The sequence below is a fragment of the Streptomyces sp. CAU 1734 genome, assembly GCF_039888735.1.
GTDB lineage: Bacteria > Actinomycetota > Actinomycetes > Streptomycetales > Streptomycetaceae > Streptomyces.
This window is the reverse complement of record NZ_JBDQQP010000005.1, coordinates 82814-99763: the sequence shown is the minus strand read 5'-3', so window position 1 is coordinate 99763 and position 16950 is coordinate 82814. Positions and strand designations below refer to the sequence as shown.

The 16950-nt window shown below is 65.1% G+C and carries 31 protein-coding genes; all 31 read right to left on the bottom strand.

The features are described 5' to 3' along the window. Nucleotides 1–52: 52 nt before the first annotated feature. The 31 genes from AAFN69_RS11180 to AAFN69_RS11030 all read right to left on the bottom strand — a co-directional run bounded on the left by AAFN69_RS11180 (nucleotide 53) and on the right by AAFN69_RS11030 (nucleotide 16917). Nucleotides 53–184 carry a hypothetical protein gene (locus AAFN69_RS11180; RefSeq protein WP_347728230.1) on the bottom strand — a complete coding sequence of 44 codons (132 nt, stop codon included), beginning with the start codon at nucleotides 182–184 and terminating at the stop codon, nucleotides 53–55. A 27-nt stretch (nucleotides 185–211) separates the two neighbouring features. Then, nucleotides 212–967, bottom strand: coding sequence for a sigma-70 family RNA polymerase sigma factor (locus AAFN69_RS11175; protein WP_347728229.1), 756 nt, complete (start codon nucleotides 965–967; stop codon nucleotides 212–214). 108 nt (nucleotides 968–1075) lie between these two features. Continuing rightward, the gene (locus AAFN69_RS11170; RefSeq protein WP_347728228.1) at nucleotides 1076–1297 is read right to left on the bottom strand and encodes a hypothetical protein; all 222 of its coding nucleotides are present in this window, start codon (nucleotides 1295–1297) and stop codon (nucleotides 1076–1078) included. Nucleotides 1298–2183: 886 nt separating this feature from the next. Continuing rightward, complete coding sequence (locus tag AAFN69_RS11165) at nucleotides 2184–4112, bottom strand: DNA polymerase (protein WP_347728227.1); 1929 nt, start codon at nucleotides 4110–4112, stop codon at nucleotides 2184–2186. After that, nucleotides 4109–6586: a phage/plasmid primase, P4 family gene (locus AAFN69_RS11160; protein WP_347728226.1), complete on the bottom strand. Its 2478-nt coding sequence runs from the start codon at nucleotides 6584–6586 to the stop codon at nucleotides 4109–4111. Before AAFN69_RS11160 ends, AAFN69_RS11165 begins: the two co-directional genes overlap by 4 nt. Before the next feature lie 130 nt (nucleotides 6587–6716). After that, nucleotides 6717–6920, bottom strand: a complete 204-nt coding sequence (locus AAFN69_RS11155; RefSeq protein ID WP_347728225.1) for a hypothetical protein — start codon at nucleotides 6918–6920, stop codon at nucleotides 6717–6719. A 7-nt stretch (nucleotides 6921–6927) separates the two neighbouring features. Beyond that, on the bottom strand, nucleotides 6928–7134 hold the full coding sequence (locus AAFN69_RS11150; protein ID WP_347728224.1) for a hypothetical protein: 207 nt from the start codon (nucleotides 7132–7134) through the stop codon (nucleotides 6928–6930). Further along, entirely contained in the window at nucleotides 7131–7538 is a 408-nt protein-coding gene (locus tag AAFN69_RS11145; RefSeq protein WP_347728223.1) for a hypothetical protein, read from the bottom strand. The genes AAFN69_RS11150 and AAFN69_RS11145 overlap by 4 nt, the downstream gene beginning before the upstream one ends. Beyond that, a complete protein-coding gene (locus AAFN69_RS11140; RefSeq protein ID WP_347728222.1) occupies nucleotides 7535–7876 on the bottom strand; it encodes a hypothetical protein in 342 nt (113 codons plus the stop codon). The genes AAFN69_RS11145 and AAFN69_RS11140 overlap by 4 nt, the downstream gene beginning before the upstream one ends. Then, a complete protein-coding gene (locus AAFN69_RS11135; RefSeq protein WP_347728221.1) occupies nucleotides 7869–8135 on the bottom strand; it encodes a hypothetical protein in 267 nt (88 codons plus the stop codon). Before AAFN69_RS11135 ends, AAFN69_RS11140 begins: the two co-directional genes overlap by 8 nt. After that, entirely contained in the window at nucleotides 8132–8389 is a 258-nt protein-coding gene (locus AAFN69_RS11130; protein ID WP_347728220.1) for a hypothetical protein, read from the bottom strand. Before AAFN69_RS11130 ends, AAFN69_RS11135 begins: the two co-directional genes overlap by 4 nt. Further along, nucleotides 8386–8649 carry a hypothetical protein gene (locus tag AAFN69_RS11125; protein WP_347728219.1) on the bottom strand — a complete coding sequence of 88 codons (264 nt, stop codon included), beginning with the start codon at nucleotides 8647–8649 and terminating at the stop codon, nucleotides 8386–8388. Before AAFN69_RS11125 ends, AAFN69_RS11130 begins: the two co-directional genes overlap by 4 nt. Continuing rightward, a complete protein-coding gene (locus AAFN69_RS11120; RefSeq protein WP_347728218.1) occupies nucleotides 8631–8849 on the bottom strand; it encodes a hypothetical protein in 219 nt (72 codons plus the stop codon). The genes AAFN69_RS11125 and AAFN69_RS11120 overlap by 19 nt, the downstream gene beginning before the upstream one ends. A gap of 8 nt (nucleotides 8850–8857) precedes the next feature. Continuing rightward, the gene (locus tag AAFN69_RS11115) at nucleotides 8858–9136 is read right to left on the bottom strand and encodes a hypothetical protein (protein ID WP_347728217.1); all 279 of its coding nucleotides are present in this window, start codon (nucleotides 9134–9136) and stop codon (nucleotides 8858–8860) included. Beyond that, entirely contained in the window at nucleotides 9136–9324 is a 189-nt protein-coding gene (locus AAFN69_RS11110; protein ID WP_347728216.1) for a hypothetical protein, read from the bottom strand. The genes AAFN69_RS11115 and AAFN69_RS11110 overlap by 1 nt, the downstream gene beginning before the upstream one ends. A 190-nt stretch (nucleotides 9325–9514) precedes the next feature. Then, complete coding sequence (locus AAFN69_RS11105; protein ID WP_347728215.1) at nucleotides 9515–9889, bottom strand: hypothetical protein; 375 nt, start codon at nucleotides 9887–9889, stop codon at nucleotides 9515–9517. Between the two features lie 29 nt (nucleotides 9890–9918). Then, a complete protein-coding gene (locus AAFN69_RS11100) occupies nucleotides 9919–10158 on the bottom strand; it encodes a hypothetical protein (protein WP_347728214.1) in 240 nt (79 codons plus the stop codon). 72 nt (nucleotides 10159–10230) lie between these two features. Further along, complete coding sequence (locus AAFN69_RS11095) at nucleotides 10231–10959, bottom strand: phiSA1p31-related protein (protein ID WP_347728213.1); 729 nt, start codon at nucleotides 10957–10959, stop codon at nucleotides 10231–10233. Continuing rightward, complete coding sequence (locus AAFN69_RS11090) at nucleotides 10956–11231, bottom strand: hypothetical protein (protein WP_347728212.1); 276 nt, start codon at nucleotides 11229–11231, stop codon at nucleotides 10956–10958. Before AAFN69_RS11090 ends, AAFN69_RS11095 begins: the two co-directional genes overlap by 4 nt. Continuing rightward, complete coding sequence (locus tag AAFN69_RS11085; RefSeq protein WP_347728211.1) at nucleotides 11209–11721, bottom strand: DNA (cytosine-5-)-methyltransferase; 513 nt, start codon at nucleotides 11719–11721, stop codon at nucleotides 11209–11211. The genes AAFN69_RS11090 and AAFN69_RS11085 overlap by 23 nt, the downstream gene beginning before the upstream one ends. 61 nt (nucleotides 11722–11782) lie before the next feature. Further along, nucleotides 11783–12286 carry a DNA cytosine methyltransferase gene (locus AAFN69_RS11080; RefSeq protein ID WP_347728210.1) on the bottom strand — a complete coding sequence of 168 codons (504 nt, stop codon included), beginning with the start codon at nucleotides 12284–12286 and terminating at the stop codon, nucleotides 11783–11785. 4 nt (nucleotides 12287–12290) lie between these two features. Then, nucleotides 12291–12545 (bottom strand): hypothetical protein, encoded by a 255-nt coding sequence (locus AAFN69_RS11075; protein WP_347728209.1) that lies wholly within the window; start codon nucleotides 12543–12545, stop codon nucleotides 12291–12293. 86 nt (nucleotides 12546–12631) lie between these two features. Beyond that, nucleotides 12632–13357 (bottom strand): hypothetical protein, encoded by a 726-nt coding sequence (locus AAFN69_RS11070; RefSeq protein WP_347728208.1) that lies wholly within the window; start codon nucleotides 13355–13357, stop codon nucleotides 12632–12634. Nucleotides 13358–13487: 130 nt separating this feature from the next. After that, nucleotides 13488–14036: a hypothetical protein gene (locus AAFN69_RS11065; protein WP_347728207.1), complete on the bottom strand. Its 549-nt coding sequence runs from the start codon at nucleotides 14034–14036 to the stop codon at nucleotides 13488–13490. Nucleotides 14037–14331: 295 nt separating this feature from the next. Further along, the gene (locus AAFN69_RS11060) at nucleotides 14332–14628 is read right to left on the bottom strand and encodes a hypothetical protein (RefSeq protein WP_347728206.1); all 297 of its coding nucleotides are present in this window, start codon (nucleotides 14626–14628) and stop codon (nucleotides 14332–14334) included. 178 nt (nucleotides 14629–14806) lie between these two features. Beyond that, nucleotides 14807–15013, bottom strand: coding sequence for a hypothetical protein (locus AAFN69_RS11055; RefSeq protein WP_347728205.1), 207 nt, complete (start codon nucleotides 15011–15013; stop codon nucleotides 14807–14809). After that, nucleotides 15013–15402: a hypothetical protein gene (locus AAFN69_RS11050; protein WP_347728204.1), complete on the bottom strand. Its 390-nt coding sequence runs from the start codon at nucleotides 15400–15402 to the stop codon at nucleotides 15013–15015. Before AAFN69_RS11050 ends, AAFN69_RS11055 begins: the two co-directional genes overlap by 1 nt. Before the next feature lie 438 nt (nucleotides 15403–15840). Then, entirely contained in the window at nucleotides 15841–16194 is a 354-nt protein-coding gene (locus tag AAFN69_RS11045; RefSeq protein WP_347728203.1) for a hypothetical protein, read from the bottom strand. Further along, on the bottom strand, nucleotides 16191–16406 hold the full coding sequence (locus AAFN69_RS11040; protein WP_347728202.1) for a hypothetical protein: 216 nt from the start codon (nucleotides 16404–16406) through the stop codon (nucleotides 16191–16193). Before AAFN69_RS11040 ends, AAFN69_RS11045 begins: the two co-directional genes overlap by 4 nt. Then, nucleotides 16403–16726: a hypothetical protein gene (locus tag AAFN69_RS11035; protein WP_347728201.1), complete on the bottom strand. Its 324-nt coding sequence runs from the start codon at nucleotides 16724–16726 to the stop codon at nucleotides 16403–16405. The genes AAFN69_RS11040 and AAFN69_RS11035 overlap by 4 nt, the downstream gene beginning before the upstream one ends. Continuing rightward, nucleotides 16723–16917 carry a hypothetical protein gene (locus tag AAFN69_RS11030; RefSeq protein ID WP_347728200.1) on the bottom strand — a complete coding sequence of 65 codons (195 nt, stop codon included), beginning with the start codon at nucleotides 16915–16917 and terminating at the stop codon, nucleotides 16723–16725. The genes AAFN69_RS11035 and AAFN69_RS11030 overlap by 4 nt, the downstream gene beginning before the upstream one ends. Between the last annotated feature and the right edge of the window lie 33 nt (nucleotides 16918–16950).

Here is a 16950-nt window from a genome sequence, read left to right as displayed (position 1 = left end):
CTCTCCTCAGGTCTAATGTCGCGGGTTTCTGACGCGAGTCGACTAGCGTCACTCAGTCGAGAAGATCGGGACGGAACAGGTCATCCAGCTCCTCCACAGCGAGCCGAACATCGTCGGCCCACAGGGCCGCTTCGTCAGGGCGGACGCCCTGGAGGTCGTAGGCGTCGAGTGATGGGTAGGTCATGGTGGTTCTCCGATCGATGTGAGTGTTTTACGCAGCCAAACCGAGCGTGGAAGCTGCGGCACGGCAGTTCTGAACTCCGCGGTGACGGAGCTGACGGAGGCTGGCCAGGGAGATGCCCATCTCGGTCGCCGTCTGATGGTCGGGGGTCTGCATCATCCCGATTCCGTAGAACGCCCTGAGGGCGTACGCCTGACGGGCGGGGATCTCACTGAGCAGGCGTCGCGCAAGTGCCTTGCGGTCTGCCCGCTGCGTGTACGCGTGCTCCGGATCAGCAATCGTCTCCTCCACTGTCAGAGACTCCCCTGCGGTGGCCTGGAGGCTCACGGCGCTGGTCATCGCGTCCAGTGCTGCCGTGAATGACTCGCGTGAAACCCGGTGTGTGCGGGACGAATTCGTCTCCAGATCCTCCCGCGCCGACTCAACGTCGCCATCCCACGTTGCCAGCGCCCGCCGAACCTCGATCACCATGCCCGGGGGGATGGTGAAGGACGACTGCTCAGTGGCCCATCCCTCTGCCACCACCCGGCGCACGGCGCGGTAGATGAACGTGATCAGCGACGTCCCGGCGTCGGCGTCGTACCCGCGCAGGAGCTCCATCACAGCTATCCGTGCGTCCTGGATCAGATCCTCAGCCGCAGGCCCACGTGAGGCGACTCGCGTGACGTCGTAGACGATGGAGCGGATAGTGGACTCGCAGTGATCCAGCACGGCCATCATGGCGTCCTGGTCTCCACCCTGCGCAGCGGAGATGGCGACTTGAGTGATTTGCGTGATCTTGTGCATGTGTGCCCCCGGCGATCTGTGCTTGTGCTCGTGTTATGGGGTAATCGAGAGGTGATGTGACGCCAATACAGTGTGACCTGGGTCACATATCCACCCCACGCTAGTCGACTAGCGTTGAATGTGGTGGATCGTCAGGCCGGCGGCCAGCGCAATCGAGATGTCGGCGACCGCCAGTGGACAGGACTCCCACCCCGGGAGGACGTAGACGGCCGTCACTGCCGTCCAGTCCGCCTGATCGTCGGTGAACAGATGCGCTCCGAACAGGCCGACGCACTCCATGAGGGTGCCTACGTCGTCAGGGTCGGTCTGCGGCCCCGTCATCATGACCATGTGTTCCCCCTGGTTGTGATGGGTCCTCGCCCTCCCAGTGAGCGAGAGCGCGATCCATTGCGGCGTGAATGCCTCGTACGTACGCGATGGCGTACGGCAGTGTGGTGATTCCCGTATGAACTTCGGCTCGAAGGGCGGCACGGGCGTCGTCCAGCACCGTGCGCTCTGTGGGACGAGAGGGGCCCGCGGTCGCCCGCCGGCCAGTGCCGTCCGCGTCCACATCCGGCACTCTGCCCGGCATGAACACTGCGTCTTCACATGCGGAGGCCAGTCGGCGCAGCTCGGTCAGGTCACGCTGAAGCGTGTCCATCAGGCGGACTAGCTGCTTCCCCTCCGCAACGTGATCAGGACTGTAGGTCAATGAAGGCTCCTTGAGCAATCAACATGGTTCCGGATCGGTGGGGCGTAATGTCCCGTTACATGAGTGTTCGTGACGACGAGTTGTGAAGAAGGTGTGCCTAACCTGTGCGACCCGCACGCATTTTCACCTGCGGGTATGTCGTCCAACACAACTTGTGGTGCCGATCACAGCGTGATGCAACCGTGACCTAAGTAGGGGATTCCGGATCCGCCAACCACTTCGTCACATCCTGATCGCCCTTGGCTTGATTGCACGGGGCGCAACACGGCGCCAAGTTGGCCCACTCATGGCGGCCACCTCGGGCCGTCGGGATGATGTGGTCCATCTCTGCCGGTACGTCAGGGCCGAATGCCACCCCGCAGTACACGCAGGACCACCACTCCAGGTCCTCCCATCGCCGAAGGACCGCCCGTCGGGACAGCGGATCCGGCACACGAGGCCGGGCGGGGGCGGGGACGACGAGGAAGGGGCGGCTTACCCGCGTCACTCGAAGCCGCCCCTGAGGCAGACTTCGCCTCACGCCTGTCACTTGCGCGCCATCTCGGCCGCACGGGCGGCGTCGGGGTGAGCGGCGTACCACGGATCGTGCGCCATCATCGTCTCGGCGTCCTTCATGTACAGCGAGCCCCACGACGAGCCACCGACATCCGGATCAGTGCCCAGAGGGATCCCGCGAAGTGACATCGTCATCGCCTCACCGATCTCCCGGGCCACGTCTGATGCCTCGTTGTCAGTGGCGTCTGCGACGATTTCGTCATGCACCGGCAGGAGCACATGAGGCGTGAGACCACGGGCGTGGATTTCCAGCATGCCCTGAGCGAAGATGTCCCGGGCCGTCGACTGGATCTCTCCGTTGAACGAGGCATACGCGGCATCCCGGTCGAACACCAGCCGCCGGCCGGACGGTGTACGGAGGGTGTACCCGTCGCGTATCACCTGCCTCTGGAGGCTCCGGATGTACCGTGCGAGCTGCGGGTATGTTCGTTTGTAGCCGCGGACGGCCGCCTGTGCCTCTGCGAGGGTGAGACCGGTCTGAGACGCGATGGTCTTCGCGCCTCCCCCGTAGGCCACCCCGAGTTGAACGACTTTGGCCACCTTCCGCTGATTCGGCGTGAAGTCCGGTCCGTATACCGACTCGGCCGTCAGGTTGTGGAGGTCAGCGCCGCGGAGGATGGCGGCAGTCATTCGTTCGTCACCGCTGAGTGCCGCCATAACCCGCGGCTCCACCGACTTGTAGTCGACGGAGATCATCCGTCGCCCCTCATCAGCGACGACCGCACGACGCACTTCCCACTTTCCGGACGGGAGCTGCTGGAACGGCGGATCCGAGATCGACATCCGCGCCGTTCTGGCCGCGAGTGCACCGATCTTCGGGTGCACCCGGTCGTTCTCGTCAGCCGTCCGCAGCATCGCTTCCGCGTAACTGGTCCGCCACTTCGACGCACGCTTACTGCGGAGGATCGCCATAGCCAGCGGGTTAGGCATACGCGACCGGATCGGATCCCACTGCTTGTCGACGTCAGCGAGGCGCTTCAGCACAGTGCCGTTGACCTGAACCGCGCCGCCCTCAGTCCGCTCCGGAATCACCTCGCCCATACCAAGGAGCGCGGCCGAAACCTGACGTGTCGAGTTGATGTTCTCCACGCCGTACTTCCGTGCCTCTTCCGCCCATCGGGCCGACTCGTCCAGCAGCTCCGCGGAGAGCCGCGTTGTGTACGCGCGGTCGATGCGCATTCCGCGACGCTCAATGAGCGCGCAGACGTATCCCACTTCGTGCTCAAAGGGAATGAGGTTCGGATTGACCCCCAATTCTCGAAGCCGCGCCTGCACCTTCGGCAGAAGCCGCGACGTCAGGATCACGTCCCCGCCGGCATACGCGAGATACAGCGGGTTGTCGATGTCGATGTGCGGCCACCCTGTGTCTTTGGTGTAGCCGATCTTGTGGAACTCTTCGATCAAACCGCCCTGTGTGTCCGGGGCGGAGGGGTCGACATAGTGGGCCGAAGCGTCTTTGAGACCGTTCCCCGTCCCCCCCTGATCGCGCCGACGGGGATCGGCCAGGTGAAGGTGAATGTAGGTGTCGAGTGTCTTCGGTGCCAGATCCTCCAGACGCACACCGGGCAAGTGCCTGTCGCTGAGGAGCATGTCGAAGTTGCGGTTCTGCATCGACAGCTCCGGCAGCACACGCAGCGCCCATGCGGCCAGTCTCTGGAGATCCGGCCCCTTCTCCACCTGGAGGACCCATGCCTGATCCGGAGTGCCGAACTGCGCAGTGCGGAGCCGGAAGCCGGCAGAGAACGTGTCCAGCCCCGACCCTTCCGTGTCATACGCAACCCGCTCCCCGGCATTCGCGCGGCCGAGGATGTACTGCTGGAATGCCCGGAAGTCCTCCACGGTCTGAGGGACGTACACGGGTATTTGACGACCAAGCACAGGGAACGTATGCGTGATCATGCCGCGCTCGCTCCTTCCTTTGATTGCCCGAAGATGTCCGTCGGCCCGTCGGGCGCCGGATCCTGCGTTGTCGTCAGCGCTAGTCGACTAGCGTGAGCTTGCTCGTCGTCGGTCATGAGGCGGATACCGCGGAAACCCCATCGCCCGCCGGGGCGATCTTTCGGGAACCCACGGGACTCCAGCTCGACACCCAACGCCCATCCGCTGAGCACTTCCTTCCGGCTCAAGCCGGCGTCCTCAGCCCACTCCGCGTAGGCACGGCGAACGGCCATGGGCGCGACGCGGGCGCCGTCCTCCTGGACCAGGCGGGCCGCGATGAACTCGGCCAGCCGGTCCTCCGACTCCCGGTAGTCCTGCGTCGCGGACGACACACTGCGCGGCTCGTCCAGGCCCGACGCGTACCACTCAACGGCGCCGCGGACGGCCCATGCGAGGATCCCCTCCGCTTCCGCGCGCAGGGTGGAGGCGAGAGTGGGATCCACAGCAGCGCCGCGGAACTCCGCTTCGAACGGGATCAGCTTCACCCTTCTCCAGACACCCAAATCTTGGGAGAGAATGGCGGGCTTGTAGTTCCCCGCCACCATCAGAAGGAATGCGGGAACATACGTGAAGAGGTTGCTGTGGAGGAAACGGCAGGTGATCGGATCTCCGCCGGTCAGTTGCTTCACCAGTGCTTCCGCCAGACGGCTGTACTTCTCCGTCTCCGACGCCGTGACCAACCGTGCGCCGCGCAGCTCAGCGAGCTGAGGAGATGCCTGACCGGCCGTCGGGCGCTGTTCGAAGGTGCTGAATTCGGTGCTCTTCGTGACGCCACGGAGAACGAACTGGAGCGCATCCAGGAACGCCGACTTCCCGTTCGCTCCGCCCCCGTGGAGGAAGGCGAAACACTGCTCCGCCGTCGAGCCCGTGATCCCGTAGCCGACGAGGCGGCGCATGTAGGCCGGGAGCTCCGGATGGTTCGGGAAGATCTCGACAAGGAATCGGGCCCAACGAGGCGCTTCCGCGTCAGGGTGGAACGCAACCTCCAGTCGCCTCGTGATCATGTCGTCCGGAGTGTGAGGATGGAGAGTGCCCGTCCGGAGATTCACCGTCCCGTTCGCGACGGACAGCAGATCGGGCCGGGCGTCGAACTCCTCTGCCTTGGCTGGGACGCCGGGAACCGACGGCAGCTCCTTGATAGCGGCGTCGATGCTCCGGTTCGTCAGCGCCTTCAGTGCGAGCCGACGATCCGCGTCCTCACCGGTGGCCAAGAGCTCCGCGCCCATCAAGTGCAGTGCCTTGCGCACATGCCCATCACCCGGCACCCACACCGTGTTGTCCCACACAAGGAATCCGAGACCGCTCGCGTGCCGCACTCCCCCGCCCGTGCGCTCCATGAAGTCGCGTAGCCGGACCGCGATGCCGACGTCAGTGGAGTCGAACATCTGGCGCGCGCTTCCGCTCAGCGTCTCCAGCGAGCTCTCCGGCTCGTCGTCTTCCGACGTCGGGACGGGATCCGCGGGGATTCCGAACGTCACCACCTCAGATGCTCGCACCGCCCGGTGGAGCTCGTCGGCGAAGCTGTCCGGCGTTCTCTCCCTCCAGGCCGTGAGATCTTCCTTCGGGGTCGGAAAGCTCAGCCGGCGCACGGTCTGACCGTCCGCGATCAGGGCCTCAGCGAGCGTGTTCGTACCTCGCTGGCCCGCTGTGTCGGGATCAAAAGCGAGCACCACATCACGACCACGCAAACCGGCGACGATCTCAGCAAGCATCACCGCGTTGTTCACCAGTCCGGCCCCGCGAATGATGAGTGCGTCGTACCCAACACCTACACTCGTCAGCCCGTCCCCAGGGCCCTCAGTGACGAGGATGGTGTCGTATCCGGTACCGGCCGCGAGAATGCCGTACTTCGACCACGTCTTGCCGTCAGGGTTGGCGAGGGACACCCACCGTGCCGTGCACGTCCCGGAGATGTCGCGCCCCTGGAGACCGCGGATGACGCCGTCGAATCCGACGAGCGGGACGGTAATACGCGGGTGCCGGGTGAAGCCCCTCGTCAGCCACGGCTGTGGCCGGTCACCCGGCGCGCAGTAGCCGACGAGGAGATCTCGCGCAACATCGGCGGAGATGCCGAAGCGGTCCGCGAGATACGCCACGGCCTCCGGTGACGACGGGAGCTGCGCCGTGGTTTCATCCACGAACACGCGGAGGCCGGCGATCTCGGCGACGCCGATGGACTCCGGCGGCGTCGCGGAGATGGTGCGCGCTCCTCGGCCATCGACGTTGAACAGGTCGCTCGCTCGCATCTCCAGCTTCGACAGGATGTCGGGCTTGGCGCACCCGGTACGGCAGACGACGAGGAGCACCCCGTCTTCCTTCAGCGTGAGCTTCAGCGACGGGTGGGTCCGGTCGTGGTGCGCCGGGCAGAGCGCGAGATAGCCGTCATGGTCTTCCTCCACGCCCTTCAGTCGGGACAGGATTTCGGTCAGCCGCACGCAGGCGTCTCCCCTCTTGAGTTGTCGTACAGCGAAGGGGCGCCCCGGAGGACGCCCCTCAGCTATGTGGTTGCTTCAGACGCGCACTTGCCTCGCGCAGTAAAGTCCGCGCCTGAGGCAAGTGCGCTGGTCAGTCGGAGAAGAGCTCGTCCCACGCATCACGCGGCACCTCGCAGTAGTCGACAGCGGTTGCGCCGTGCATAGTGTGCCGCTCGAAAATCCTGAGCCGCCCGCGACCACGGTCGTAGGCAATGGCCATGTGCACGCCTCGCTTCGTCGTGTGGCCTCTCCACTCTTCGCGGCGCCGCGGGACGTAGCTGATGTACGGATCCATGAGGCTCCTACTCCTCCTCTTCGACGTCTTCATAGGTGACCGACGTCGGGCGGGAGTTGTACGCGGTGTAGTTTGACGCGTGCTTGTCGCCGCGCGCCAGGGCGTGGGCGATCCAGCCCGCGGCATCCTCGTTGGACATGTCGCCGCCCTCCCACTCGTCGCCGTCCTCCGTGACTTCGAGCCAGGCTGTGAACTCGATGCACGCGCGTCTCATGCTGCCTCCCGGTGCCTCTGTTCGAAGTCCGCGTAGACCGTCGGCGCAACGTCCCGGAGAAGTTCCTCCGCGTCCCGCAGCCTGTTCATCAGCCGCACGTCCGTCCGGAGGTCGCGCACAACGTAGGCGTCGGCCACGGTGGCATTCCTCTTCTTCACCACCGCGCACCCGAACGGCTGGCCGACGTTGACCGCCTCCCGGTTGGCCTGGCGGATGTAGCCGGGGAGGTCGATGCTCTTCTCCGCCTTCGCCTCCAGGGCGTGGAGGTAGTAGCCGGAGATATCGCCGATGTCCTCGGCGCCCATCTGGACGTTGCGGTGTGCGGCAGGGTTGTGATGCTCGCGGAGGTAAGGGACGACGGTGGACTCAAAGGCGGTGCCTTTGCGCTTACTGGGATTGGTCACTCCGCCACCTCATCTCTCAGCCGGCGGGCGGCATCGGCGAAGAGAGTAACCAGCCGCCCGTTCACCATCGCCTCGATCGGGTCGTCTGTCAGCTCCTCGGACACCTCGCACGCCATGCGACCGAAGACGTCAGCGAGGAGGATGCGGTGGTCAACGTGATCAGGTCGAAGCTCGGTGAGGGGTCCGAACTGCTGCCGCACGAACTCCGTAGTGTGCGTCTCCAGATATGAAGCGCTGGGCGTACCATCGTGCCACTCAACCAGTCGCATCTTCCCCGGCTCGAACTCCTCCCACACGTCGTGGCAGTCGTCCCGGAACCGTCGCGTCACGTTAGACATTGGCGATGTCCTCTCGCGCTACGGACGGGCCGCCCGCCACATGCTCCGGAACGGTGCCGTCAGCCTTGCGGAGGATGAGGATGTTGGATCCCACCTCACTGCGTCGCTGAGCACGGCGCCAGTTGGAAAGCGTGACCTCCATCATCGATCGCCCCGACGGTGCGAAGTAGACGAAGCCGAGCTTGAAAATACCGGACGACGTCGCGGCCGACAGCACGTAGTCACCCGCTCCGATGGGGACACCGAACGAGTCCGTCATGCCTCAGTCCTCCAGGGCAGATCCTCCGACGCTGTACCCGACTCCACCGTGTACAGCAGCGCCCAGCCGTCGGCCGTGCGCTCGTAGATCTCGCCCCCGCGGGCGCCGCCCCAGTCTCGGTACGCCACCGCGCTTTTCGCGCGTCCCAGCCCCGGGTGGTACTTCACCGCCGGGCGACGGTCGGGAACGATCGTCGCGTAGGGCGAGGATCGAAGTGCCCTGCGGAACATCTCGCACTGCTCGGACATGGTCACTCGTCCACCTCATCTCCGTCGTAGTCGCCGAACGACAGTCCCAGCGTGTCCCCGTGCGTGGCGTACGTGAGGTGACTCACCTCCACGGCATCGACGCCGAAGGTGCGCCACTCCGAGACCACGCGGCGGACCTCGTCGGGGTCTTCCTCCACACGCTGTGCGTAGGTCACCCATGTGTGGCCGTCGAACGAGTGCTTCATGCGGGATCGGATGCGGTACAGCTCACCGTCGAAGACACCCATCACTCCACCTCCGTCCACACAGCCAACGTGCGCTCGATGGTGAACGTGGTGTTCACGTGCCACGTCGTGCGCTGCTCCCGCGTCCTGGCCGCACGCGCGGCGCTCAGGACGGTGTAGGGGCCGGAGACGATTCGTCGGACGTTGCCTGTTGGCTCACCGTCGCGTATCTCCGGAATCGTCTCCACCACCCGGAAGAGCTCCACCTCGTCGTAGCCCATTCCGCGGCTCATGCGACGTCACTCCATTCGATCGATCCGGTCTGGATCCTGCCGCTGACTACGCCCTGGAGTAGTACGCCTCCGTAGCCCCGGGTGTGGCCCGTCAGTTGCCCTCTCGCTGCGGAAAGCGAGTTGTACGGCCCGTAGACGCTCGTGTACTCCGGGCCGTCGTACAGCGTGCGCTCACCACCCCGGCCCCTGTCCCAGTCCGGGTTCTCCCGCATCTGCCGCCTGACGACGATGACCCGGAACAGCTCTTCGTCATCGCCTACGTATCTCCGCGCCATCAGACGTTCTCCCATCCGGTCGGGCGGACTTCACGAAGGGGGCCGAAAAGAAGGTTCACCATCTCCGCGGCCTGTGCACGCCCCGCCCCGTCGTAGGAGTTCGGCTGTCCTTCGTACTCCGCGCAGTGCAGAAGTCCCGGCTTCCCGGTGATCCACAAATCGTTGTCGACGTCCCGGTAGTACTTCACAGCGCTGACTCCCTACTCATCACGAACACGAACGCGCCACGCTTCAGAGCCACGCCGGCCGCCTCCCAAAGCTTCGGGAAGTCGGGCCGGTCAGCAGCTTCCGGCTTGATGTACACACAGTCATCCGGGCCGGCGGTGCGGAGGTCGCCCAGTGCGGGGGCTTCCGCAGGGCCGATAATGTGGGTGGCGGTCACTGGTCTTCGCGGAGGGTGGACCCCGCCAGGCTGAGTACTTCCTGGAGTGTCATACCTGCACTCCATGACGACGATGTGGCCACGAGATACCCGTACCGCCCCCGCTTGAAGATCCAGAGGTCCCCATCCTCATCCCGGTATCGCACACCAGGCTTGTAGGTGATGCCGTCGATGGTCTCCCCGGGGTCCTCCGCGGGGGTCACAGGTGCCGGAGTATGCGGCATCTCCAGCGCCTCCAGGATTGACAGCAGCTCCGGCCGCGTCCTTGCCTCACCGATTGCATTCTGAAGTGCTTGGGCCTCGTCCAACGTGAGCGTCAGGACAGTTACGGGCTGTTCGACGGTTCGTGTGGTCCGCTCGGCGGATGCCATGTGTTCTCTCCTCGTATGTGTGTGGCTCGTCAGACGTACACGCCGCAGGTGCAGGAGCCGTACCAGGACCTGTCACGACGAACGGGACAGTCCTCCGGATGCTTCAGGGTGTCGAGTGCGCTCTCCGTCAAGCGCTCCAGCACGCGGGCGGCCGTGTCCTCCAGCGTGTCTGTCTCATAGTTGGGAAAGCTGTGTGCCTCGCTGACGAGGACGTTCAGCGCCTTGCGGATCTCCTCGCGCACGACGCGGCGTACGGTCTCCGATTCCACGGTGTCTCCTCTGTGTCTGTTCTCCTACGCACTCAGCCCCCGGGACCGAAGTCACCGGGGGCGAGGGTTGCGTCAGACCTGCGTCAAGGGACCGTAGTTGTCTACTGCGTAGGCCAGCCTCCAGCCGTCGATGGGGTTCGCGTCGCTGTACCGGCTATCGCTGTGACTCCCCCACATCTCCCCGTCCACGAGGGCGAAGCGCCAGATATCTCCGTCCCGGTCGCGGTAGTCGGTATCGGGGAGGTAGGTGACTCCGCCGTGGGTGAAGGAGCGCGACTCCACCTTCTCCACCTCAGCGCAGTGGACGACGTCTCCATCATCGAGCCTCACATCGAAGGGGTGACGGTCTCCACGCTCCGCGCGGAACTGCCCCTTCACAGAGGTCACGACACCCTCGTAACCGTGGCGGCTCTCAGCGTTCTTCGCACGCACGATGCGCACTCGATCACCAACCGCAATGGTCGGCGCCGTCTCCTCCGTGACGAACTCCAGCGGTCCGAGAGCGGCTGTCGACATCTCGTACCCTGCGTCGTCCTTGACGGCGTACCATGGTATGCCGACGCGTGCGGTGTAGGGACCTCCGATGACCTCGTACGTCTTGCCCGTGGAGTCTTTCAGCCTGTCGCCTACGGCGAACAGCGCGGCCGAAAGGTCCGTCTCCCTGTACAGGCGCTCTTCGTCACCGTCGACCTGTACCGCGTAGGCCGTGTAGAGGCTGAACGTGCTGCTCACCGGACCGTACGTCACGACGCCCCTGCGGGTCAGCGCCTGGACTCTGTCGCCCACCTTGAACCCCGTCATGCGCTCTCCCCCTTGGCTTCGCCGATAACCACCACGTGCTCAGTGCTGACGGTCCGGATGTCCATCGTCTGCCGCCGGTCGTGCCCGCTCTCGCGGCCCGTCGGACGCACCTTCAGCATGGGGATGATGCGGCCCCTGTACTCCTCGCGCCGCACCTCCAGGACGACCGCCTCAGTGTTCCGGACGCTGTTGCCCTGGCGGGTCGGGTAGGCAATGACGGAGCTCTCGCGAATCTCCGCGCCAGTGAAGTCAGTGATGCGGGATCGTCCCATTGTTTCTCTCCTCTGTGTCTGTCGTGTGAGCCATGAGCAGCCGAAACGCGGCGTACGCCTGGTGAGGCACCACCCCGTTCCCGATACGGCCGATCTGCTCTTTGTGTGTCAAGCCAGGGACTTCCGTCACCCATCCCGGCTCCAGCCCCATCAGCCACTCAGCGAATTTCGGGGCCAGCTTCAGTCCGCCACGGGGGCCGCGGACGAGGGGGACGGGCGCTGCTGTGCCGCGGATCGTCTCCCACCGGTAGACGGCCCTGGCGAACTCTCCCCACCACTCAGATGGGCTGTGCGGACCGTCGTCAGGGTGCTCCGCGTCGGGGTCGACGTTGAGAAGGAACACCACCTCGTCCTCCAGCGTCGGCCCGTGTCCGCCGGCCTTCCTCTTGTCCGGGTGCTGTGCGCTGCCGTTGTTGGCGAGGTTCGCCGTCGGGGTCTTGAACAGCTTTTCCGCCCGGTCCCGCGGAAACAGCCGGGCAAGTGCGGTCACGAGGTCGTCACCGCCGGAGTCCGCGCGACCCCGCTTCGCGAAGTCCGGACCGCGATAGCCGTCAGAGACTGTGGGTGTCGGAAGGTGTGGCCACGCAGAACCAGCGGTCGCGGTGGTGTGGGGCACCGATATCGCTAGCTCGAATAGTCGCCCACTTCGCGTCATACCCGATCTCGTGAAGCGAGGTGACGACTTCGCGGAGCCCCCGATTTCGGAGTGCGCTGACGTTCTCCAGGAACGCGTATCGGGGTCGAAGGACCCGAATGGCGTCTGCGATGTTGAACCAGATTCCGGACCGCGCACCTTTGATGCCCTCCCTCGGACCGGCGTTGGAAATGTCTTGACAAGGAAAACCGGCGGTGATGATGTCGATTTCCTCGTTCAGCAGTGCGCCCCAGTTCTGGTACCGCACGTCGCCGATGTTCGGAGCGTCGGGGAATCGATGGGACATGACTGCACAGGCGGCACCGTGAACCTCGGCCACCACCGTGACTTTGTCGCCCGTCAGGGCTTCGACCGCAATTCCCAATCCGCCGTATCCGGCGCAGAGTTCGAGGATGGGCATCGCTTCACCCGGCGTTGAAGGAGCCGAGGATAAGGCCCGGGGCTCCGTCAGCATCGACCGGCTCCACTGTGAGGTTCGACCCGTCCAGCCGGAATCCGCGGAACGTCGGCTCCTCGAACTGCCGCGAGAAATCCCACTCTTCTCGGTCACGGCTCGTGGCGATCGAAAGCGCCTCGTCGCCACTCGCGGCGCGCACCACAATCGCGTCGTACTCGTCGTAGTCGTGTCGGTCCGTCCGGCTCACCTTGTAGAGCCCCATCTCTCCTCCAGCGTGCGTGTAGGGTCGTGAAAAGCGCCCCCTTCTGAATTCCGGTCAGAAGGGGGCGCTACTGTGCGGTGTCGACGTCAGGCGGCCAGCGAGAGCTCAGGAGAATCGTCGGCCTCTACGTACGCACCGCGAACCGTAATCACCGGCTTGTTGTAGCGGACATCGCGGCCGGCCTTGGTCGTGTACTCCACTCGCTCGATTTCGAGCGTCGCCCGGACAGGGCCGTCGAACGCGTCGATTTCCGCGTAGAGCTCGTGGACGACGTCAACCAGCTTCCATGCGCCGGAGTTGAACCGGAAGAATCCGAGATCCGGCGCGGCAGCGAGCTTGAACGTCAGGTCGACGCTCGGCTTCGGGCCCTTGCCCGACTTTGCCCTGTCCTTTCGGGCCTGGAGATCCGGCGGGCATCCGCACGGCGTGCCGACGAGTGCCGCATCGTCATCCGTCAGATAGACGACGCCGTCACAGTGATGCTCCAGACCGGCGAACCCGAACTTCTTCATGCTGGCGTCTAGCGCGGCGGACGAGGCGATGATGATGTCAACGGATCGGGCATCGGAGAGGATTTCGAGATTGTCTTCCTTCTCCGTCTCCCACTCCGTCGGCGTGCCGCCCATCAGGTCGGCAATACGCGCCGCGACCTCCGGATCTCCGGTGGTCACCCGCCAGAAGTCGAGCGATTCCGGAGCCTTGCCGACGAGACGGCCAGAGCGGAATCGGCCAACGAAGTCGTCAGCGAAGCGTGCGCGTGGCTTGGGCTTGCTGTCGGGGTCGGTCTCCCAGATGCGAAGATTGACAGCCATGTAAGTCCTTAGCGTGGTTTGGTGTATGCGGAGGTGCGTTCCCCCTCACTAGAGTTATGGGGTAATCGGGGCCGGATGTGACGCTGCGGATCAAGATCTTTTCAAGTGACGCTAGTCGACTGGCGTCAGGCTACGACTCATCCTCCCTACGCTTCTCCGCGCGCCAATACCGCATGATGGCCTCGTCGTCGCCACACAGGCACGGGGCCGGCTGAGGGGTACTGTCGGGGATGATGTCGCACGCCGGACAGCAGCCCTCCAGCATCTCCGGATCCAGGCGCCGGCGTCGGTAGGGACGGTGGCGCTGCTCCGCACGCTCCAGCTCATCCAGAGCCTCATTCACGGGGCGGAGAGCGGCGTCGAGACGGGCGGACTCCTCGCTGCCGTCCTTGCACCGCCGACGCAGCGCATCCACCTCTTCGGCGAACTCGCGCAAACGCCCTACGTCGGCCCGTAGGCGGTCAATCTCCGCCCGGTAGTGGTCCAGGGCCTCCATGCCGTAGTTCGCCTCGTCAGCGGCCCTACGGCGCGCTGAGAGCCACGCAAGGCGGTAGCGGTCACGGGCATGAAGCGTCTGCCCCAACTCGTCGGCAAGGTCAGTTGCCTCAGCGTCCGTGGCGAGGAACGCCTTGCGGAGGGCGTCGGCCAGGGTGATTCGCCGGGAATTCGCGGTGGTCACTGCTCTCCTTCGGGCTGTGGTGGGATGCAGCAGCCGGAGCCGTAACCGCACTCGTCGGGCAGGTGGAAGTCACCACGGCATCCGCACGGACAGCCTCCCAGCCTCCAGGACGCACACAGCTTCCGCGCCTTCGCCATGAACAGCTTTTCCGGGATGTCCCGCTCCATCAGCGATTCCAGCACGGTGTGGACGTCCCACCTCATACGCCAGGACGAAGGACCAATGCTTGCAGTCCGACGTACGGCACAGAGGAACACCTCGTCGGGGATGTCCTTGCATTGCATGACGCCGGACGTCATCCCCGCCCTCCCTTCGGATCGTGGTCGCCAGCGAGCTGCGCCAGGGCCTCGAACTTGGCGACGCTCGCTGCCTCCTCCGCGATGCGCTCGTGTGCCCGGACACACGCCACAACCACGGCGTCGGTCATGTCGTCGTAACGCTCCTCCAGGACGTACGCATCGGATACACAGACTGAGCGGAACCACTTCTGCCTGCGGATCTCCACCCGGTATCCCGGAATCGACGTCCTGCACACCCGGTAGAACCACCCCTCCGGCAGCTCCGGGGCGCCGGCTGCGACGAGTTCGGCCATGCTCATGAGGTCTCCTCGCGCATCATCTTCGCCAGCAGCGGACCGTACAGAAGGACCCGACCTAGCATCCCTTCAGCGCACACGCGCTCCAGGAAGCGGTGTGCCATCTCGTCTGTGTGCCCTGCTCTCACAGCGAAGGCGACAGCACCCGTGTAGAACCCGTAGGGGTCGGCCACGCTCATCGGCCACCTCGCACGGAGTTCCGAACAATGTGGCACATCCACTGTCCGGCAACCCAGCGGGCGGTGACCGGAGACCAGCCGCGGGCCTCCAGGTCGAGCCGCATACCGTCGGCGGCGTCGAAGAGCGGTTCCCAGCCAGCACGTGCGGCCATCAGTTCGCGGATGAGGTCGGCAGATGTGGGGGTGTGGGTTTCGTCGTGCATCAGTTCTCCTCCAGTTTGACCTCAGCGCTGACGGCTCGGAACAGGGTGCTCAGCTCGTCCGGTGAGTGCTCATCGGCCCACGCCATGAGCGCCTGGTGTGCTCGGCCCACCATCCCCAGCAACCGCTCCGCCTCCCACTCCACGCGCGGGTACTCCGGACTGATCGCGGGATCCAGCATCCGGCCGACGGAGAGAATGGCGTACCCGTACGCGATCGACTGCTCCAGCGACGCCGTGATTGCGTAGACGTAGTAGTTGGAGGAGCCGTACGCCCCGTGCAACAGAGCACCGAAGGGGCCTTCGCCTGTGTAGGCTGCGGCGTCCTCCAGCACCTTGGAAACGGAAGGACCCTTGGGGTCCGCAGCCAGCTCAGCGAATGTGGTGACCATCAGTTCTCCTCCGTGTTCGGACAGTCCTCAGCGTGGTGCCCCTGGCGCATCGTCCTCGCGCGGAGCGGCGGATGGTGCTCGCACTCGTCCACAACGTCCTCCACAGCCACGAGGCCGCACGGAGCCTGCGGACAGGGGCAGGCATCTTCGATCTCGTGACCAGACCATGAGCGGCCGACGTGGTAGGGGATCACTCTTTGACCGCCTTCACGCGGTACGCTTCCGCGTCGTCCGGTTGGGTGGCGAGGAGCCATCGATAGGTGCGGAGACCAAGTGCCGTCCACCCCGCGGCAGCTTCGCTTCTCCGAATGCCACCCGCGCTGCATCGGCTGCTGAACGGCGCAGGTGTCCGGTGCTGAAACAGGTACGGATCATTGCCACCGCGCATGGTCAGTCCGGTGTAACCCTTACAGCGCGGACAGGTACCTCCGCGGGACATCAGCTCTCCCTCTTCGCGGGCCAGGTCTCGCGCTTCGGGACACGTCGGAACGGTCCGTTGCCGTAGCAGTTGCCGCGCCGCCACGGGTGCGGATCGTGGTCGCCAAGGGCGCCGCAGTTCTTCTCCTTCGGCCCCAGCTTGATCGGCTCGTACACGCGGAGGTCGCGAAGCATGTCCGTGACCTGTTCCGGTGTGTATGACCTTCTGCCATGGAGCCCCGACAGGTGCTCCCGCATCGCTTCGTAGGCGGGGCGGCTGTCTGCCAGGTTCAACCACTCGAAGTGCCCGCACCCGACGCCAACGCCCGGCGGGCCGGGAATGCCTTCCGGGCAGTGGACGAAGTGCCGCGTCACGACGACACCTCCGGGTCGATGAGGTCGGCCGCCGCCTCGAACGCGAGGTGGACGGGGCCCACCTTGCCCGGGTCGTAGTCGTGAGCCCGGATCCGCTCGGCAAGCTCGTGAGCAATGAGGCCGTACACCTTGTTCACCACGTCGTCCAGCTCCGATTCGATGTACCCGGCGGAGTAGGCCCAGCAGCGGAGCACCCTGCGCATGTCGTTCACGCAACCCACCTCCGCCGCGCCCTGCGAATCAGGCTTTCCACCTGGTCACGCGTGTGCATTCGGTAGCTCTTCCTCGACCACGCCCGCGCGGCCTGGGCGAACGCCGCGACGTCGCGGATGCGCTCCAGGTGCTCATCAGGGCTCTCCATCCCATCGAACGGTGAGAAGCACGAACATCCAGAGTCCGTGCTCCAGAACAGCGCCCCGTCCTCGTCGCGACGCCAGACCGCAAGCATGTCGAACTCGTATCCGCCGGCCGCTTCGACGTCGCCGACCATCGTCAGGCCGAAGTCCTCAGGGCTGTAGTACACGGTGCTCATCGCAGCGCCTGCGCCCCACGAACGAGCGCTTCCCACTCGTCCTCATCGAGCACCACAGTGGCGATGGTGTCGCCCGCGGGGTTCTTCACCTCCACGTCGTAGGTGGGGCTCAGCCGGCCCTTACTGAGCCGGATTCCGGCGTCGCGGAAGATGAGTGCGTGACCGTCGCCGGTGCGCAGTGAGAATTCCATCGGCTCTCCCCTGTCTCTGATCAGTTCTCGCGT

Coding starts and splice junctions, on each gene's coding strand:
- AAFN69_RS11165 (WP_347728227.1), bottom strand. CDS start 4,112: ATGATCACGCATACGTTCCCTGTGCTTGGTCGTCAAATACCCGTGTAC.
- AAFN69_RS11180 (WP_347728230.1), bottom strand. CDS start 184: ATGACCTACCCATCACTCGACGCCTACGACCTCCAGGGCGTCCGCCCT.
- AAFN69_RS11115 (WP_347728217.1), bottom strand. CDS start 9,136: ATGGCGCGGAGATACGTAGGCGATGACGAAGAGCTGTTCCGGGTCATC.
- AAFN69_RS11070 (WP_347728208.1), bottom strand. CDS start 13,357: ATGGCTGTCAATCTTCGCATCTGGGAGACCGACCCCGACAGCAAGCCC.
- AAFN69_RS11120 (WP_347728218.1), bottom strand. CDS start 8,849: ATGGGCTACGACGAGGTGGAGCTCTTCCGGGTGGTGGAGACGATTCCG.
- AAFN69_RS11075 (WP_347728209.1), bottom strand. CDS start 12,545: ATGGGGCTCTACAAGGTGAGCCGGACGGACCGACACGACTACGACGAG.
- AAFN69_RS11035 (WP_347728201.1), bottom strand. CDS start 16,726: ATGAGCACCGTGTACTACAGCCCTGAGGACTTCGGCCTGACGATGGTC.
- AAFN69_RS11105 (WP_347728215.1), bottom strand. CDS start 9,889: ATGGCATCCGCCGAGCGGACCACACGAACCGTCGAACAGCCCGTAACT.
- AAFN69_RS11055 (WP_347728205.1), bottom strand. CDS start 15,013: ATGCACGACGAAACCCACACCCCCACATCTGCCGACCTCATCCGCGAA.
- AAFN69_RS11155 (WP_347728225.1), bottom strand. CDS start 6,920: ATGGATCCGTACATCAGCTACGTCCCGCGGCGCCGCGAAGAGTGGAGA.
- AAFN69_RS11175 (WP_347728229.1), bottom strand. CDS start 967: ATGCACAAGATCACGCAAATCACTCAAGTCGCCATCTCCGCTGCGCAG.
- AAFN69_RS11080 (WP_347728210.1), bottom strand. CDS start 12,286: ATGCCCATCCTCGAACTCTGCGCCGGATACGGCGGATTGGGAATTGCG.
- AAFN69_RS11060 (WP_347728206.1), bottom strand. CDS start 14,628: ATGGCCGAACTCGTCGCAGCCGGCGCCCCGGAGCTGCCGGAGGGGTGG.
- AAFN69_RS11170 (WP_347728228.1), bottom strand. CDS start 1,297: ATGGTCATGATGACGGGGCCGCAGACCGACCCTGACGACGTAGGCACC.
- AAFN69_RS11140 (WP_347728222.1), bottom strand. CDS start 7,876: ATGTCTAACGTGACGCGACGGTTCCGGGACGACTGCCACGACGTGTGG.
- AAFN69_RS11150 (WP_347728224.1), bottom strand. CDS start 7,134: ATGAGACGCGCGTGCATCGAGTTCACAGCCTGGCTCGAAGTCACGGAG.
- AAFN69_RS11135 (WP_347728221.1), bottom strand. CDS start 8,135: ATGACGGACTCGTTCGGTGTCCCCATCGGAGCGGGTGACTACGTGCTG.
- AAFN69_RS11050 (WP_347728204.1), bottom strand. CDS start 15,402: ATGGTCACCACATTCGCTGAGCTGGCTGCGGACCCCAAGGGTCCTTCC.
- AAFN69_RS11030 (WP_347728200.1), bottom strand. CDS start 16,917: ATGGAATTCTCACTGCGCACCGGCGACGGTCACGCACTCATCTTCCGC.
- AAFN69_RS11095 (WP_347728213.1), bottom strand. CDS start 10,959: ATGACGGGGTTCAAGGTGGGCGACAGAGTCCAGGCGCTGACCCGCAGG.
- AAFN69_RS11090 (WP_347728212.1), bottom strand. CDS start 11,231: ATGGGACGATCCCGCATCACTGACTTCACTGGCGCGGAGATTCGCGAG.